The following is a 17,474-nucleotide window of genomic DNA, read 5'->3' as shown; positions in this document are numbered from 1 at the left end:
CTGCGCGGCCCTGACCCATGACCCATATGAGATCTGCTAATCCCATGACTTCTTCAATGTTGTTGCTGATGAGGATTACGGTGGAGTCATGGAGTTCAACCGGCTGCTACAGATCCGTCGCATCTACGCTCAACCCGCCGCGTTGGAGTTGCCCCGAGGGAAAGAGATTGTCCAGCGGTGGCCGGAGGCCGAGGTATTGCTGGTCGACAACCACTGGAACATTCCGGAGCTTCACGGTGATGAAACGAACGTCCCACGGTGGTCCCGGATTAAGACCGAGGCACTGGTCCTCGGCGTCAAGAGAGCGCTGACAGTAAAGCCGAACGGGCGGTCCGCAGATTTTATTGCACCCTCAACCGCCAATGGCTGCGCCATGGCCTGTGCCTATTGCTACGTACCCCGGCACAAGGGATACAGCAATCCGGTCACCGTGTTCGCGAACATTTCGCAGATCGCGGGAGCGCTTGATCGGCACGCCACTCGCCAGGGCATGAAACTGGAGCCTAACCAGTGCGATCCTGAACTTTGGGTCTACGACATCGGAGAAAATAGTGACTGCTCAGTCGACGCGTTGATCAGTGACAATGTGGAGGATCTCGTCACGCTCTTCCGTGACATACCCAACGCAAAACTGTCTTTCGCCACCAAGTACGTGAACCCATCAATGCTCGGCTGGGACCACGGCGGACACACGAGGATCCGTTTTTCGCTCATGCCCGTGGAGCTGGCGAAGTCGATTGACGTCCGAACCTCGCCTGTGGCTGAACGCATGGCTGCGATCAATGACTTCGTTGAAGCTGGGTATGAGGTACACGTCAACTTCTCCCCCGTCATCGTTACCGACACCTGGCTCAGCGATTGGGAGGAGATGCTCCGCCAGCTCGATGCCACCCTCACACCAGCCGCGAAAGCCCAACTGGCGGCAGAGGTCATCTTCCTGACCCACAACGAGCGGTTACACGAGGTGAACCTAGGGTGGCATCCGCAAGCTGAGAAGGTGCTGTGGCGTCCGGATATTCAAGAATCGAAGGTTTCATCCAACGGCTTTACCAACGTCCGCTACCGTTCAGGCACCAAGGCTGGCTATGTTCGGCAACTGACCGCCTTGATAGAAGAAATCGCACCCTATTGCCGCATCCGCTACGCGTTCTGAGCTTGACCCATCGACACATCACTCTGGAAGATTAGTCGGCGAAGCTCAGAAAAGCGTTGGGTCAATCAGGATGGCGAATCACAAGGTCACGCCCGGCCAGTACGCCAAACACGGCAAGAACCGCCATGATGCTGGCGGTGACCAGAAGCGGAAGCGTCCATCCCCCGCTCACATCGCGTAGACCGCCGAACATCACAGGCCCAACGGCACCGAGACCGTAACCGACCGACTGCGCCATGCCTGACAAAGATGCCGCCTGCGGGTGATTGACGGTTCGGAGACTGAACAGCGACAGAGCAATAACGATGAGGCTCCCGCACCCGATTGCTCCAAGAATGATCCACAGCAAGATAAGGTCCGGCACAAGTGCTAGTCCGACAAACGTCACGAACATAAAAGCCCCGCTTATGGTGGCTACAAATCGCTGGTCAGAACTTCGGTGAATGATCCCACCTGCAGCGAGACTAGCAAACACACTGATGAGCAAGAACGCCGACAGATGAACGCCCGCGGTGGAGGCGGAAATTCCGCGACTCTGCTCGATAGAGGGTAGCCATGCCATCAAGACGTAAAAACCAATGGATTGCAGCCCCATGAAAATCGTCACCTGCCAGCCCAGCGCCGAGACCCACGGCGATCGGTAAGAGATCTCAGGGAGGGTGACGTGCGGTGTACCAAACCTGTACTGGCGGAGCCACGGCAGGAGCACGGCCATTGCTATCAGAGCCAGTCCCACCCAGATTCCTAGGGCAAGCCGCCATCCAGCTGGAGTCGTTTGTGCTACAGGCACGACGACGGCGGCCCCAATCGCAGCGAATGCAGCCTGAGCGGCTGTGTAGCTTCCGGTAACCTGACTGATCCGCAGTGGAAAGTCGCGCTTCACGAGTGACGGCACCAGGACATTAAGAAACGCGATAGCGAGGCCAATCAACACCGTACCCACCCAAATGAAGCCGGGCACAGGTAACGAGCGAAGCACAATGCCGGCGGCGAGGATCATCAGGGACAGCCACAGCGCCCGATCGAGACCCAAACGGGAAGCGATGCGGGGGGCTATCGGTGAGCAGACTGCGAACATAATCAGCGGAAGACCGGTGAGGAGTCCTGCCGCAGCGCTGGATAGTTGGAGATCGCTACCGATGTTCGCGAGCACTGGTCCCACGCTGACAAAGGACACCCGAAGGTTAACTGCGACGACCAGAACACCAATGAACGCGAACCCGAACCTGACAGTGCGGTCCTGTGAGTTTCGGGTAGGAGCAGACATAGAGCGTTCTTCCATCCTTCACGAGCGGTGGGGCACCGCCGCCTCGGATTCCACCCGGCCAAATCAGTGCGAGCTCTGACCTGGCTGTCGAGTCTGGCGACAAGCTTTAGCTTATGTCGTAAGCGGGCAAACGGCCTGTAGCCAGTAAGTCTGCCACTACAGACTCCGACTTTCCTCCAGCGCTTATCGACGTGGTCGACTGAGCCGGCAGTCACTCGACGAGGACCCGTTGTTGCGTTCGACAGCAGAGAATCACCGGACTGATCGGAGCGTGAGGAGGCACGCGGAGGTTTTCTAGGAGTCAACGAGGGATATTGTGCAGCCCCATGCGGAGATGTACTATCCCCGCATGGACGGGGAATACTTCTTAGGCACCGATCATGGCAAACTGGTCGATCTCGGTGGTTTGGGCGTTCGATTCATGGTTTACAGCGAGCAGACCGGAGGTAATTTCTCGGTCGTGGAACACCCCATCGAGCCGGGAGTCATCGTTGAACCGCATACGCACCAGCACGAGGACGAACTTTCCTATGTGGTAAGTGGCACCATTTGGGCCCGGGTTGGTGACCAAGAGATTCAGGCACCAGCAGGCACCTACGTATGGAAACCACGTCAGGTCATGCACACGTTCTGGAACCCCGGACCGGAACCAGCGCTCATCGTGGAAACCATTTCACCCGGCGGCTTCGAGCGGCTCTTCGAGCAGGTCGCTGCACTGCTTGAGGAGCCTGGTCCGTCCACCGATCAAGACGTGATTGTGCTCCGTAATCAGTACGGTCTGACCCTGGACCGTACTTGGATTCCTGAATTGCAGACACGATTCGGACCGATGCGAATGGTGTAGCGTCCCGCATCAAAGGGTCGGGCGTCGTGGTCAAGCGGCTCGTAGCCGACCAACCGCTAAACGGTAGCCGGAACTGCGGGGGCCACGTCGCGCTCGGCGCCGAATTGTTCGCCAGCACTCTTCTCATGGCCAGGGCTTTACGGAAGTGGGAGCGACACACCGGTGGATCCGACGAGGTCCGCCGGTCAGAAAACGGGGGCTAATGAGTTCGTGACACGGACTCCATACCCATTTGATCGGCGCCGTGGTGGTGGAAATCACAGATGCAGGCGACCCGATATTGCCCCGGAAGTCAGTAGGACCACCGGCGCCCACTTCGACGGCCCAGAACACTTCCAGTCCTGGCTAAGCCAGCTCAATGACATGTACTAGCTGCCGGTAAACCTCTGCAATCGAATCGGCGGTTGAGCAGGCCGTTCACTCGCCTGCCGCGCACCTGTCTTTTTCGTAGTAGGCGCAGTATTACTGCAGTGGGCATTCTTGGCATTTGGGTTTGCGGGCGATGCAGGTTTTCATGCCGTGTTGGATAAGCCACTCGTGTGCGTGCTGCTTGTAGCTGTCGGGGGTGGCGTCGGTGAGAGCGTCGGCGGTCTGCTCATGCGTGCTTGTGTGGACCATGCCAAGCCGATTCACGACCCGGTGTACGTGGGTGTCGACAGCTACGGTCGGAGTGCCGTACTGGAAGTTCATCATGATGTCCGCGCACTTCCGACCGATCCCCCGCAACTGCATGAGTTCCACATGCGTGGTGGGGATCTCCCCGCCATGATCACGCAGAATTTGGCGGCTCATTTCTTTCAGGCTCAACGTTTTCCTGTTGTAATGGGCAACGGACCGAATGATGTCGCGCAACTCGTCGTCGGGAAGGTCTCGAATCTCCTCGAAGGTGCTGACCTTGTCAAAGAGACCGACGGCGGCCTTAATGGTTCGGGGGCCGTTGGTCATAGTGGACAGCGCAACCGAAATGAGTGCACGGAACGGGGTGTCCGATAAGCCGTTTTTCATCCATTCGTCATCGGAATCCTCGAACAAGGGATAGGTTTCCGCGAGGATGTCATAGATCTTAGAAATGGTGGTGGTGTGCACGGGGCGAAACCTCTCAGATGGCGTGAACGGATTACTGGTTAATCGAGGGGTCCGTTAGGTAGGACAGAAACGGTGACGTGCCCTCCCGTCCGGTCGCCCACAAATCGCAGCGCTTCGTTGACGTCCTCGAGCGCAAACGTCCGGTGTGTGAGGTAGGAAAGGTCGATAATGCCGCTGGCGATGAGGTTCAGCAGGTCGTACATCTGCGCTCGTGTCGCGAAACCTGTGCCCAGGATCGGAGAGCTTTGTGCCATCGCCTCTGAGTAGCTTCGCGTGATGTCACCCTCTGCGCCACCGGCAGCAAGCGCTGTGCGGCCCAAAGGCCTCACCGTTTTGATCAGGGCGTTGGTGCTATTGGCGTCGCCCCCGACGCCGAGGCAGTCATAGAACACGTCGACGCCGACTCCGTTGGTCTGGTACTTCACCCACATGCTCGGATCTGTGTTGTCGTTGATCGAGAGGGTGTCGATCCGGTCAGGGGCCAGACTCTTCACAAGGTCCAGACGCTCCTGGTTACGGCCGATGGCAAGGATCTTTGTGGCACCCAAGCCTAGCGCGATCGACACCGCAGCCATGCCGAGTGTTCCGGTGGCACCGTTGATGAGCAGGGACTCCCCAGCAGAGAGGCCGGCCGCCATGAGCCCGTTGTACGACGTCCCGATGTAGCCGAGTCTGGAGGCGGTAAGGAAACCCAGTGCATCGGGCAGGAGCGAGATTTTGTCATCCGATGCGATCGTGTATTCCGCGAGCCCACCGTCCCGCCATTGGTTGATGATCTCGGCAGACCTCGGGCTGGTACCCATGTAGCCGCGCATCGTGGTGAAGGGGCACCCGCCACGTCCACTACGACAGGCATCACAGGTATTGCAGACAAACACCGGGTCAATCCAAACACGGTCCCCCACCCGGAGATTTAGCACGCAATCGCCCACCGCGTCGATCGTGCCCGCAACGTCCAGTCCGAAGATGTAGGGCATATCAGGGAAGACGAAGGGCGTCTTTCCCGTCACAACGTTGTAGGAGTTGGGGACAAGCCCGCATGCCCCAACCTTCACTCTGACCTCTTTCTGTCCAGGTGCTGGAACCGGGGCGCCTCCAATCTCGAACGGTTCATTGACACCGACCCTTCGGGCTACTCTCATCCCGCGCATTTACCGCTCCTGTGTTTTTTGCTTCAGCCGCCACCGAGCCTAGGCGGTCAACTGCTAGCCATCGCCATAAAGGGACGGCATCGTCTATTTATATCCCATCGGATACGAAAAGGGACACTTGCGTCTGATTCGTCACAATCATTACTCCAAACAGGGAAACGGACGCCTGTAACGCATAATGAACAGGAACGTATGTTTTTAGAGGTGGGAGCCATCAGCGATGCATGCCGCGCATGAACGCCCTCGACGGGGTCGTCCGCGCTCAGGGGAGGCCGGACAGGTGGATCGCCGGATCCTCGATGCCGCGACGCAAGTGATCCTCGAACAGGGATATGGGCGGGCCACCATGGAGCACATAGCTGATGTGGCTAAAGCGGGGAAAAGTACTCTATATAGCCGGTTTCCGACGAAGGCGGAGCTTTTCGCGGCCGTGATTCATCGTTCCGGGATCAACGAATCACTCGACAGTCTCCCCACCCCTGTGGGTGCGACGGTGCAGGACCGGTTGACTAGTGCAGGGCTTGCTCTTGCTGATCTCACGTTGACATCCCAGAGCATCGCCCTCATGCGTGCGACGTCCGCGGAGAGCGACACTTTCCCCGATATTGCATCGGAGGGGTTCCGGCTGGGCTTCGAGGGCTGCGCGCGTTACATCGCGCGTTCGCTTGCAGATGACGCCACCGACGAGTCCATTTCAGCCGCGATGCCTCGAGCAAAACGATTCGTGGAGCTCGCCCTGCATCCGCTCTATATGCACGCATTTTTCGGCGCAGATCTGGCCAACCTCAGGGCGCGAGCCAGGAACGACATTCCTGAAGTAGCGGAACAATTCAACTTTGGATGGCCGTAGTGCGACCCAGGGCACCGAGGGCATGAGCGATTTCGGTGCATCCGGGACCTCCCTGGGCAGGCCCGCCCCTGCTGCCGCGCGGACGGAACTCATGCCATCCGGGTTCGCGTCTCCTGCCCAGGACTGGTTTGAGGACCGGATTGACTGAACCGGCACCTCATCAAGGACATCACCAGCACCTACATCGTGCGGGTCTCCGGGCACGCCATGGAGGGCGCTGGGATTTCCGACGGCGACGAACTCATCGTCGATCGGGCCCTCCAACCGAGGGACGGGTCAGTGGTCATCGCGGTGGTCGACGGCGAACTCATCATCCGGCGACTACGCATCACCGACAGCAACACGACCCCAGGCAGGAGCACGGGCTCTGGAAACAGTGCTGGCGAAGAACCCATCACCACGATCGAGCTCGTCGCCGCCAGCTCCGATTACCCACCCGTCCAGGTCGCTGACCCCGAGAACCTCGTCATCTGGGGCGTCGCCACTCGATGCCTCCACCATGTCTAATTCCAGAATTTCCGGCCCTGGAATGTCTGACCCCGACATGTCTGACGGACCCGGTCGGGGTCGGGTCAGCACGAGTATCGCGTTGGTGGACGTCAACAATTTCTATGTCTCCTCCGAGCGGGCCTTCGACCCCTCGTTGGAAGGACGGCCTCTCGTAGTGCTGTCGAACAACGACGGCTGCGTGATCACCCGCAGCGCGGAGGCGAAGACCCTGGGCATCCCGATGGGTGCCCCGTGGTTCCAGATCGCAGGGCAGGCCAGGGAATGGGGTTTACAGGTCCGCTCCAGCAACTATGAGCTGTACGGAGACATGAGCGCACGCGTCATGGAAATCCTCGGGCGGCACACCACAAACCTCGAGATCTACAGCATTGACGAAGCGTTCCTCACCCTCGGCGGCACCCACCTGGAGCAATACGCCACGGGCAAGACCCTCAAGACCACCGTGCGCCGGAACACCGGGCTTCCCGTGTGCGTAGGGATCGCCCCGACCAAAACGCTGGCGAAACTCGCAAACCGGTGGGCGAAAGGCAATACTCAGCTCAACGGCGTCTGCCACTGGGACCTCATCCCGGCGGACCAGCGGGAAGCGCTCTTACGCAGGCTCAAAGTCACCGACATCTGGGGCGTCGGCGCGAAGAACGCGGCGCGCTTGAACGCTATCGGCATCGACAGCGCGTGGGACCTGGCCGCCGCGAACCCCGTGGCGATCAGGAAACGGTTCTCAGTGGTCCTCATGCGCACCGTTCTGGAACTGCAAGGGACACCCTGCATCACCTCGAACGAGTCAACCGGTAATGAGCAGGTCCTGTTCTCACGGTCCTTCGCCAACCCCGTCAACACCCTCGAAGCGATGCACCAGGCCCTGAGCGTGTACGCCCAGGGAGCCGCCTCCCGCCTGGCCCGCAAAGACCTCGAGGGAAGAGTGCTCACCGCCTTCGCCAGCACCTCCCCGTTCACCACGGGCACCAAAAGCTCGCCGAGCATCTGCATACCCCTGCCAGCGCACACCGCCAACCCGCTCGAACTCACCCGTGCCGCGCACCAACTCCTGCCGCTCATCGAAGAGGGAGTGCCCTACATCCGGGCAGGGGTCATCATCACCGATCTCCGACCAGCGGCGACCAAGGACACCCTTCTCACCTTTGACCTGGATCTCCCCGCCGGGACCCAGCGAGCCCCAGAGAAAGACACCGGGCCGCTCCTACACGAGATTGGCCAGAAATTTGGTCGCTCCTCCATCGGCCTCGGCCACGCCGGCCTCAAAGGCGGCTCGGGATGGACCATGAAACGCGACATGCTCTCGCCGCAGTACACCACCAAATGGGCAGACCTACCCATCGTGAAAGCACGGTAACACCTCCTAGTTGGAGACCTAGCTGTCAGTGACGGTCGAATCGTGAGCCCTTCGAGCGCGTTTCATACCGTGCCGCCGAAACATACCCATGAATAACCAGAAGCATCATCGTTGTTTGTCATTCTGATCCCCATCATCGCTGGGCGGGGCCTCCGCGCAACCAGGGCGCGAAGCGCCGCGAGATGTCCAAAATTTCGTTCGGCGCTCCTCCGTCGTTTGTTTCCTCGCGAAAGTCCGGCCCTCTCCCGGTTCCCCAAGTTCACTCCGGCCCCTCGTACCCAGCAGTGATTCCTCTATCAGAACGACGCACAGAATCTGACAGACTCAGTCGGTGCCGGCCAGAAGCTAAAAGAGGGGAACTCGGAAGAAACTTCCTCCAAAGTCATGTACCTTCCCCGCCATTCCCCTATGAAGTAGTAAGAAAGCCCACCAAGGGCTCCACGAGGGAAAGGAGGCCGACCGCCACAGGAAGATTGCAACCCACCCGCCGAAACAGGCACACCCTGTTCACCATCTGAGCCGGTTCGTGCACAGTCAGAGGCGAAAACAGCCTCTGACAGGGGGAAACACTGTGCCCGAAGTGGGACTTGAACCCACACATCTTTCGATACTGCATTTTGAGTGCAGCGCGTCTGCCAATTCCGCCATTCGGGCCAACATGCGCCCCGACGAATAGGAGATGAACAACTCAAGCCTTCGTCAGTGCGCGAAACTACTCTACATGCCGATAGGCTGTTTCAGTGAACCGGCAACGGGCACTGCCCTGCCGGGCAATTTGATTGATTGAACAAGGAGCCTGCTGTGTCTGAATCCAACGAGCCGACCGTCTCGGGTGTTGCGCGGCGCGTGATTGTTGCCGAGGATGAAACCCTCATCCGTCTGGACATTGTGGAGATCCTCCGCGGTGAAGGGTACGACGTCGTCGCCGAAGCCGACAACGGCGAAAAGGCAGTGCAGCTTGCCAAGGAGCACAAGCCCGATCTGGTCCTGATGGACGTGAAGATGCCAGTCATGGACGGGATCACCGCCGCGGAGCAAATCGTCAAAGCTCGCATCGCCCCCGTGGTCCTGCTGACCGCATTCAGCCAAAAGGAACTGGTGGAGCGGGCCCGCGACGCCGGCGCCATGGCGTACGTCGTCAAGCCGTTCACCCCCGCAGACCTGATCCCGGCCATCGAGATTGCCCTCTCCCGCCACGAGGAGATCAAGGCGCTGGAGAACGAGGTCTCAGGTCTGCAGGAACAGTTCGCCACCCGCAAGCTGGTGGAGCGCGCCAAGAGTCTACTCACCACCAAGATGGGCCTCACCGAGCCCGAAGCCTTCCGCTGGATCCAGAAGACGTCGATGGATCGCCGCCTCAGCATGCGCGAGGTCGCCGAAACCATCATTAACCAGGTCAACTGACAGCGCGCCGATCAAGCCACAAGGGCCCCGCCAGACGATTCTGGCGGGGCCCTTCTGCTGTTACCGGCTTACTTGAGCTTGTTCTTGACCGGCCAGGGGCCGACCTTTTCCTTGTTCGGGGTGTAGCCGCTCGGCAGCTGCCCGGCGTCGGCAATGTCACCCACCTTATGGACCTTGATGGAGTTGGTCGAGCCGGCCTGTCCGGGAGGTGAGCCGGCAGCGATGACTACCAGGTCGTTGGGCTCCACCAGACCCTGTTCCAACAACATCCGGTCCACCTGAGCGGTCATCTGGTCTGTGTGCTCCACGAAGGGGACGAGCATAGGCTGGATCCCCCAGATCATCGCCATCGTGTTCAGAGTGGACTGCACCGGCGTGAACGCGAACACCGGCTTGGTTGGCCGCAGACGGGACAGGCGCCGCGCCGAATCGCCGGACTGCGTGAAGGTACAGATGTACTTGGCGTCCAACTGGTCGGCGATCTCCACCGCCGCGCGAGTGATCGCACCGCCGCGGGTCTTCGGCTTGCTGCCGAGTGGCGGCACCCGGTCAAGGCCGTGCTTCTCCGTGGACTCGATGATGTTGGCCATCGTCTGCACGGTCTCCATGGGGTACTTGCCCACGCTGGTCTCACCGGAGAGCATGACGGCGTCGGCGCCATCCAAGACAGCGTTGGCGCAGTCGGACGCCTCGGCGCGGGTCGGCCGTGGATTGTCAATCATTGACTCAAGTACCTGGGTGGCGACGATCACGGGCTTGGCCCAGCGGCGAGCGAGCTCGATGGCCCGCTTCTGCACGATGGGCACCTCTTCGAGCGGCAGTTCCACGCCCAGGTCGCCGCGAGCCACCATGATGGCGTCGAACGCGTCGATGATTTCCTCAATCGCGTCCACCGCCTGCGGCTTCTCGATCTTGGCGATCACGGGAACGCGGCGCCCTTCTTCGTCCATGATCTCGTGGACGCGGACGACGTCGGACGCGTCCCGCACGAAGGACAACGCCACCATATCAACGCCGCGCTGGATGGCCCACCGGAGGTCGGCCTCGTCCTTATCACTCATCGCCGGCACGCTCACCGCAACGCCGGGCAGGTTGATGCCCTTGTTGTTCGACACCGCGCCGCCCACTGTCACGACGGCTACGACCTTGACGTCGTCGACCTCGGTGGCCCGCATCGCTACCTTACCATCGTCGATCAGGAGGGAGTCCCCCACCTTGACGTCCTTGGGGAGCCCGAGGTGCGTGGTCGAGCAGATGTCCTGGGTACCGAGAATGTCCTCGGTAGTGATGGTGAAGATGTCGCCCGGAACCAGCACATGGGGTCCGTCAACGAACCGGCCGAGCCTGATCTTGGGTCCCTGCAGGTCAGCGAAAATGGCGACTGGGCGGCCCAGCTCCTCAGCGGCCTGCCGCACGAACTCGTAGGTCTGGTTGTGCACGCCGTGATCGCCGTGACTCATGTTCATCCGGGCAACGTCCACACCGGCTTTCAACACCGCCAAAGTGTTCTCGTAGCTTGCAATCGCGGGGCCGAATGTTGCAACAATTTTCGCGCGTCTCATGAAACCTAGCCTAGTCGTCTTGTGATCGGTGGTCGTGGTAATGCGCGGCCGTCTGCCCGCGGGATGGTGACATCAAAGCACTGCCATGGCGCGGTCCGTGGGAGCCACCGGTGCCGGCAGTTTTGTTTCCCCCATCAGCCACTGATCCACCGCTGCGGCGCACGCGCGCCCCTCCGCGATGGCCCAGACAATCAGCGACTGTCCGCGGCCGGCGTCGCCGGCCGCAAAAACTCCGGGCGTGTTGGTCATGTAGTAACCGTCCCGGCCAATGTTGCCGTGCTCGTCAAACTCCGCCTGCACCTGCTCGGTGATGCCTGCCTGCTCCGGCCCGGTGAAGCCGAGGGACAGAAACACCAGATCGGCGGGGATATCCCGCTCGGTTCCAACTTTCGGGACCCGGCGCCCGTCAACAAATTCTGTCTCGGCCACCCGGATGGCGGTCAGTTTGCCGTTCTCCCCCACGAATTCGACGGAGGAGGCGAGGTAGGTTCGTTCGCCGCCTTCTTCGTGAGCGCTGGCAACCTCGAACAGGGTAGGAAACGTAGGCCATGGCTGGTGTGCGGCACGGTCCGCCGGCGGCTGCTGCCCGATGGCCAGCGTCGTCACCGACGCGGCGTGCTGCCGGTGGGCAGTACCCAGGCAGTCAGCACCAGTGTCACCGCCGCCCAGAATGACCACGTGCTTGCCTTCGGCCTGGATCTGATCCTCGACGACGCCGCCGGCACTCACCCGGTTAGCCTGCACCAGGTAATCCATGGCGAAGTGGACGCCCTCCAGTTCCCTGCCCGGGATGGGCAGGTCGCGGGGAATGGTGGCGCCGGTGGCCACCACCACAGCGTCGTAGCGGCGACGCAGCTGATCCCAGCTGATGTCCTTGCCGACGGCGACGCCGGTCCTGAACCGGGTACCCTCGGCGCGCATCTGCTCAAGTCGACGCTCCAAGTGGTGCTTCTCCATCTTGAAGTCGGGGATCCCGTAGCGCAGGAGTCCGCCAATCTTGTCGTCGCGCTCGTACACCGCAACGGTGTGCCCGGTGCGGGTCAGCTGCTGTGCGGCCGCAAGCCCTGCCGGGCCGGAGCCGACGACGGCGATGGTCCTGTCGGTCAGCCGCTCCGGCGGATGTGCCTCGACCCAACCCTCGGCGAAGGCCTCATCGATGATGGACACCTCCACCTGCTTGATGGTGACCGGCGGCTGGTTGATCCCCAGCACGCAAGACGCCTCGCACGGTGCAGGGCACAGCCGGCCGGTGAACTCGGGGAAGTTGTTGGTGGCGTGCAGCCGCTCGATCGCTTCCCTTCCTTTGTCCCGGTAGGTGAGGTCGTTCCACTCCGGGATCAGGTTACCCAGCGGGCAGCCCTGATGGCAGAACGGGATACCGCAGTCCATGCAACGTCCGGCCTGGGCCTTGAGGACACCCTTTTCCTGCGCCTCGTACACCTCTTTCCAGTCCATGATCCTGACCGGCACGGGCCGTCGGGGTTGGGTCTGGCGTTCGCGTACCTTCATGAATCCGCGTGGATCACCCACCGGTTACCTCCAAGATTCGGGTCCAGGCTTCTTCGCCGTCGGGGTCGAGGCCTTCTTCGATGGCCGCAGCCCGCGCATCAAGCACCGCCGCGTAGTCGCGCGGCAACACCTTGGTGAGCCGGGCAACGGTGTCCTCGAAGGTCTCCAGCAGGTGAGCTGCCAACGTCGATTCGGTTTCTTCGACATGCTTGATCATCAGTTGGCGGACAATCTCGATGTCCTCGGCATCGAGCTCGACGAGCTGAAGCTCGCCGTTCTCGAGGCTCTGGACGTTCATGCGCCGCCGGTTCAGGTCCAGCACGTAGGCGGTGCCGCCGGACATGCCGGCCCCGAAGTTCCGGCCGGTCCGCCCCAGGATCAGGGTCTGCCCACCCGTCATGTACTCGCAGCCGTGGTCGCCGATGCCCTCAACGACCGCTGTGGCACCCGAGTTACGGACCAGGAAGCGCTCCCCCACCTGTCCTCTGAGGAAGATCTCACCGCTGGTCGCCCCGTAGCCAATCACGTTGCCGGCAATGACGTTGCGGTCCGCGGCGAACACGTTGGACCGGTCCGGCCGCACAATGACCCGGCCACCGGAAAGCCCCTTGCCCACGTAGTCGTTCGAGTCGCCGAACAGCCGCAGCGTGATGCCCGCCGGCAGGAACGCGCCGAGCGACTGGCCGGCCTGCCCGGTCAGCGTGATATCGATGGTGTCAGTGGCGAGGGTGTCGACGCCGAACAGCCGGGTCACTTCATGGCCCAGCATGGTGCCGACCGAGCGGTCAGTGTTGACGACGTCGACCGAGATCCTCACCGGTGCGCGGTTTTCGAGCGCGTCGGCGCTCATCTCGATGAGCTTCCGATCGAAGTGCTGGTCCAGCTCGTGGTTCTGGGTGGTCATGTTGCGCATTGGCGCATCGTCGCCGAATTCGTTGCCGCGTAGGATCGGATCGAGATCCAGCCCATCGGCCTTCCAATGGTTGATTGCCTTGCGGGCATCAAGTGATTCGCTGTGACCGATGGCCTCTTCGATGGACCGGAAGCCCAAGCTGGCCAGGATCTCCCTGACCTCCTCGGCGATGAACTCGAAGAAGTTGACCACAAACTCGGGCTTTCCGGTGAACCTGCTGCGCAGTTCTGGGTTCTGGGTGGCGACGCCGACGGGGCAGGTATCCAGGTGGCAGACGCGCATCATGATGCAGCCCGAGACGACCAGCGGCGCCGTCGCAAACCCAAACTCCTCCCCGCCAAGCAGCGCGGCGATGACGACGTCACGCCCGGTCTTGAGCTGGCCGTCCACCTGCACCACCACGCGGCCGCGGAGCCCGTTCAGCATCAGGGTCTGCTGGGTTTCAGCGAGCCCCAGCTCCCAGGGGACCCCGGCATGTTTGAGGGAGTTCAGCGGGCTCGCACCGGTGCCGCCGTCGTGCCCGGAGATGAGCACGACGTCGGCCCTGGCCTTGGTCACTCCGGCCGCAACGGTGCCGATCCCCACCTCGGAGACCAGTTTGACGTGGACGCGGGCCGACGGGTTGGACCGCTTCAGGTCATAAATGAGCTGGGCAAGGTCTTCGATCGAGTAAATGTCGTGGTGCGGTGGCGGTGAGATCAGTGCCACACCGGGCGTCGAGTGCCGGGTCCGGGCCACCCAGGGGTAGACCTTCTGGCTCATCAGCTGACCGCCCTCCCCGGGCTTGGCCCCCTGCGCCATCTTGATCTGGATGTCGGTGGCGTTGGTCAGGTACAGGCTGGTCACCCCGAACCGGCCCGAGGCAACCTGCTTGATGGCGGACCGGCGCTTGGGGTCGAGCAGCCGGTCGACGTCCTCGCCGCCCTCACCGGTGTTGGACTTGCCCCCCAACCGGTTCATGGCGATGGCGAGTGTCTCGTGGGCTTCCTGGGAGATGGACCCGTAGCTCATGGCCCCCGTGGAGAACCGCTTGACGATGCTGGAGACGGGCTCCACCTCGTCGATGGAGATCGGTTCACGCACCCCGTCCTTGAACTGGAGGAGCCCGCGTAGGGTCATCAGTTCCTTGGACTGGTCGTCGACACCGCGGGTGTACTGCTTGAAGATGTCGTAGCGCCGCTCACGGGTGGCATGCTGGAGCCTGAAGACCGTCTCCGGGTTGAACAGGTGGGGTGGGCCTTCACGTCGCCACTGGTATTCGCCGCCGTTGTCGAGGCTCCGGTGCGGATCGTCGATGCCATCCTCGGGGTACGCACTGGCGTGGCGGGCAGCCGTTTCAGCGGCCAGCACATCCAGCCCGACGCCGCCGAGTTGGGTCTGGGTGCCGTGGAAGTATTCGTCGACCAGTTCCTGGCCAAGACCGAGCGCTTCGAAGGTTTGGGCGCCGCAGTAGGAGCCGACGGTTGAGATGCCCATCTTGGACATGATTTTCAGGACGCCCTTGCCGAGCCCTTTGATGAGATTCGCAACGGCCTGCTCCGCGGTGACGCCGGTGACGTCACCGTTGCGGACCAGTTCCTCACAGCTTTCCATGGCCAGGTAGGGGTTGATCGCTGAGGAGCCGTAGCCGATCAGCGCTGCCACATGGTGGACTTCTCGCACGTCTCCTGCCTCTACCACGAGCGAGGTCTTGGTCCGGTTGGCGCTCTTGAGCAGGTGATGGTGGACGGCGCTGGTTAGCAGCAGCGACGGGATCGGCGCCCATTGCGCGTTGGAGTCACGGTCCGAGAGCACGATGTACTGGATGCCCCGGTTGATGGCGCTGGAGACCTGCTCGCAGATTTCGGCGAGCCGTGCCCGCAGGGACGCCTCGCCCCCCTCGGGGCGGTAGAGGCCGCGCACCTTCATGCTGATGCGTTCGCCGTCGTCGTTGGCCAGGTTGGCGATCTTGGCCAGCTCGTCGTTGTTGATGACGGGGAAGCTCAGGCCCACCTGCCGGGCGTGCACCTGCCTCGTGGAGAGCAGGTTGCCGTTCGGCCCGATCGAGGCGCGCAACGACGTAACCAGTTCCTCCCGGATGGAGTCCAGCGGCGGGTTGGTGACCTGCGCGAAGGACTGCACAAAGTAGTCGAAGAGAAGCCGTGGCCGTTTGGACAGCACTGCCACCGGGGTGTCGGAGCCCATGGCGCCCAACGGTTCCGCACCGGCCTTCGCCATCGGACCGATGAGGATGCGCAGTTCCTCCTGGGTGTACCCGAAGGTACGCTGGCGGCGGTTGATGGACGCCTTGGTGTGGAGGACGTGCTCCCGTTCGGGGAGGTCTTTCAGGCGCAGGAGGTTGTCCTTGACCCATTCGCCCCACGGGTTGGCCGAGGCGATTTCGGCCTTGATTTCCTGGTCCTCGATCACCCGGCCCTCCTCGGTGTCGACGAGGAACATCTTGCCCGGGGACACCCGGCCCTTGTGCACCACCGTGGACGGATCGATGTCGATGACGCCCACCTCGGAGGCGAGCACCACCAGTCCGTCCTCCATCACCCAGTAGCGGGCGGGCCGGAGTCCGTTGCGGTCCAGGACCGCGCCAACGAGCGTGCCGTCGGTGAAGGACACGGCGGCTGGGCCATCCCACGGCTCCATGAGCATCGAATGGTACTGGTAGAACGCCCGCCGGGCGGGGTCCATGGTCGAATGGTTTTCCCACGCCTCGGGAATCATCATCATGATGGCGTGGGTGATCGGACGACCGGACAGCATCAGCAGTTCCGCGACCTCGTCGAACGACGCCGAATCGGACGCCCCGGGAGTGCAGATGGGAAACAACTCTTCAGGATCGTCACCCAGCAGGCTGTGGGACAGTTGCGACTGGCGGGCACGCATCCAGTTCCGGTTGCCCTTGACCGTGTTGATTTCGCCGTTGTGGGCGATGGTCCTGAACGGCTGCGCCAGCGGCCAGGACGGGAACGTGTTGGTGGAGAACCGTGAGTGGACGATACCCAGCTTGGTCTTGAACCGTGGATCGGACAGGTCGGGGTAGAACGGCTCCAGCTGTGCCGTGGTAAGCATGCCCTTGTAGACCATGGTCTTCGACGACAGGGAGGGGAAGTAGACGCCGAGTTTGTTCTGGGCGCGCTTCCGGACCCGGAACGCCAGCGCGTCAATGTCAACGGCGTCGACATCGTTCGGAGCCAGGAAGAGTTGCACGAAATGCGGCATGCAGGCACGGGCCATGGCACCGACCAGATCGGCCTGGATGGGGACGTCCCGCCAGCCCAGGACGGTCATCCCCTCGGACTCGGCGATCGCTTCCAGCCCGGCACGCGCGGTGTGTTCCTCGCGGCCCGCGGCGGGGAGGAAGGCGGTCCCGACGGCGTACTGCCCGGCCGGCGGGAGGTCGAAGTCGACGACGGCCCTGAAGAATTCGTCGGGTACCTGCGTGAGGAGGCCTGCACCGTCGCCGGTACCCTCGTCGGCGCCCACGGCGCCGCGGTGTTCAAGGTTCCGCAGGGCGGTGAGCGCATGGTCGACAATGTCGTGTCCCGGTTCGCCGCGGAGGGTGGCGATGACGGCGAGGCCGCACGCGTCCTTCTCGTTCTCCGGGTTGTACAGTCCCTTGGCCTTAGGGATGGTGGCGAACCGGTCGAAGGGTGATTCGACGGCGGAGCCGGCGCGGCCGGGCCTGGCGACCCGGGTTGGGGCGTCGTCGACGATCGACGTGGCCGGATCGTCCTGACCCGGCGAGCCGGTTGCAGCCGTGTCGGTCACAGCGTCGTCGGACGCTGCGGTGTCGCCGGTCAAGTTGCCGCCGGTGGTGGTGCCGGAAGTGGGAGTGTTCATAGGTAGAGTCCTTCCCCCAGAATGGAGCGTCGGGAGG

At 62.1% G+C, this 17,474-nt stretch carries 11 protein-coding genes, 1 tRNA gene and 1 pseudogene; 6 read left to right on the top strand and 7 right to left on the bottom strand.

The window, feature by feature from the left end; genetic code table 11:
- The first annotated feature begins 88 nt into the window (after window positions 1–88).
- Window positions 89–1,153, top strand: coding sequence for a spore photoproduct lyase family protein (locus ACX80O_RS11720; protein WP_459333553.1), 1,065 nt, complete (start codon window positions 89–91; stop codon window positions 1,151–1,153).
- Window positions 1,154–1,214: 61 nt separating this feature from the next.
- On the opposite strand, the gene ACX80O_RS11715 is transcribed toward ACX80O_RS11720, so the two are convergent.
- A complete protein-coding gene (locus ACX80O_RS11715) occupies window positions 1,215–2,420 on the bottom strand; it encodes an MFS transporter (RefSeq protein WP_459333552.1) in 1,206 nt (401 codons plus the stop codon).
- Window positions 2,421–2,769: 349 nt separating this feature from the next.
- Between ACX80O_RS11715 and ACX80O_RS11710 the strand changes: the two genes are divergently transcribed.
- A complete protein-coding gene (locus ACX80O_RS11710; protein WP_459333551.1) occupies window positions 2,770–3,264 on the top strand; it encodes a cupin domain-containing protein in 495 nt (164 codons plus the stop codon).
- A 462-nt stretch (window positions 3,265–3,726) separates the two neighbouring features.
- On the opposite strand, the gene ACX80O_RS11705 is transcribed toward ACX80O_RS11710, so the two are convergent.
- Entirely contained in the window at window positions 3,727–4,350 is a 624-nt protein-coding gene (locus ACX80O_RS11705; RefSeq protein ID WP_459333550.1) for an endonuclease III domain-containing protein, read from the bottom strand.
- Between the two features lie 38 nt (window positions 4,351–4,388).
- The gene (locus ACX80O_RS11700; RefSeq protein ID WP_459333563.1) at window positions 4,389–5,492 is read right to left on the bottom strand and encodes an alcohol dehydrogenase catalytic domain-containing protein; all 1,104 of its coding nucleotides are present in this window, start codon (window positions 5,490–5,492) and stop codon (window positions 4,389–4,391) included.
- A 289-nt stretch (window positions 5,493–5,781) separates the two neighbouring features.
- Between ACX80O_RS11700 and ACX80O_RS11695 the strand changes: the two genes are divergently transcribed.
- The 3 genes and pseudogenes from ACX80O_RS11695 (at window position 5,782) to ACX80O_RS11685 (ending at window position 8,215) form a co-directional block, all read left to right on the top strand.
- Window positions 5,782–6,351, top strand: coding sequence for a TetR/AcrR family transcriptional regulator (locus ACX80O_RS11695; RefSeq protein ID WP_459333549.1), 570 nt, complete (start codon window positions 5,782–5,784; stop codon window positions 6,349–6,351).
- Between the two features lie 91 nt (window positions 6,352–6,442).
- A pseudogene (locus ACX80O_RS11690) lies at window positions 6,443–6,858 on the top strand (LexA family protein).
- A gap of 37 nt (window positions 6,859–6,895) precedes the next feature.
- Window positions 6,896–8,215: a Y-family DNA polymerase gene (locus ACX80O_RS11685; protein WP_459333548.1), complete on the top strand. Its 1,320-nt coding sequence runs from the start codon at window positions 6,896–6,898 to the stop codon at window positions 8,213–8,215.
- A 572-nt stretch (window positions 8,216–8,787) separates the two neighbouring features.
- Here the strand turns inward: ACX80O_RS11685 and ACX80O_RS11680 are convergent.
- Window positions 8,788–8,869: transfer RNA gene (locus ACX80O_RS11680), tRNA-Leu, on the bottom strand.
- A 147-nt stretch (window positions 8,870–9,016) separates the two neighbouring features.
- Between ACX80O_RS11680 and ACX80O_RS11675 the strand changes: the two genes are divergently transcribed.
- Window positions 9,017–9,619 carry an ANTAR domain-containing response regulator gene (locus ACX80O_RS11675; RefSeq protein ID WP_459260250.1) on the top strand — a complete coding sequence of 201 codons (603 nt, stop codon included), beginning with the start codon at window positions 9,017–9,019 and terminating at the stop codon, window positions 9,617–9,619.
- Window positions 9,620–9,687: 68 nt separating this feature from the next.
- Here the strand turns inward: ACX80O_RS11675 and pyk are convergent, their stop codons facing one another.
- The 3 genes from pyk to gltB form a co-directional block, all read right to left on the bottom strand.
- On the bottom strand, window positions 9,688–11,181 hold the full coding sequence (gene pyk / locus ACX80O_RS11670) for a pyruvate kinase (protein ID WP_459307737.1): 1,494 nt from the start codon (window positions 11,179–11,181) through the stop codon (window positions 9,688–9,690).
- A gap of 72 nt (window positions 11,182–11,253) precedes the next feature.
- Window positions 11,254–12,711 (bottom strand): glutamate synthase subunit beta, encoded by a 1,458-nt coding sequence (gene gltD / locus ACX80O_RS11665; protein ID WP_459307738.1) that lies wholly within the window; start codon window positions 12,709–12,711, stop codon window positions 11,254–11,256.
- Window positions 12,704–17,437 (bottom strand): glutamate synthase large subunit, encoded by a 4,734-nt coding sequence (gene gltB / locus ACX80O_RS11660; protein ID WP_459307739.1) that lies wholly within the window; start codon window positions 17,435–17,437, stop codon window positions 12,704–12,706. The genes gltD and gltB overlap by 8 nt, the downstream gene beginning before the upstream one ends.
- Between the last annotated feature and the right edge of the window lie 37 nt (window positions 17,438–17,474).

Source organism: Arthrobacter glycogeni (assembly GCF_054511155.1).
Note: the sequence above shows the minus strand (reverse complement) of the source record. Positions and strands in the feature narration are given on the sequence as shown.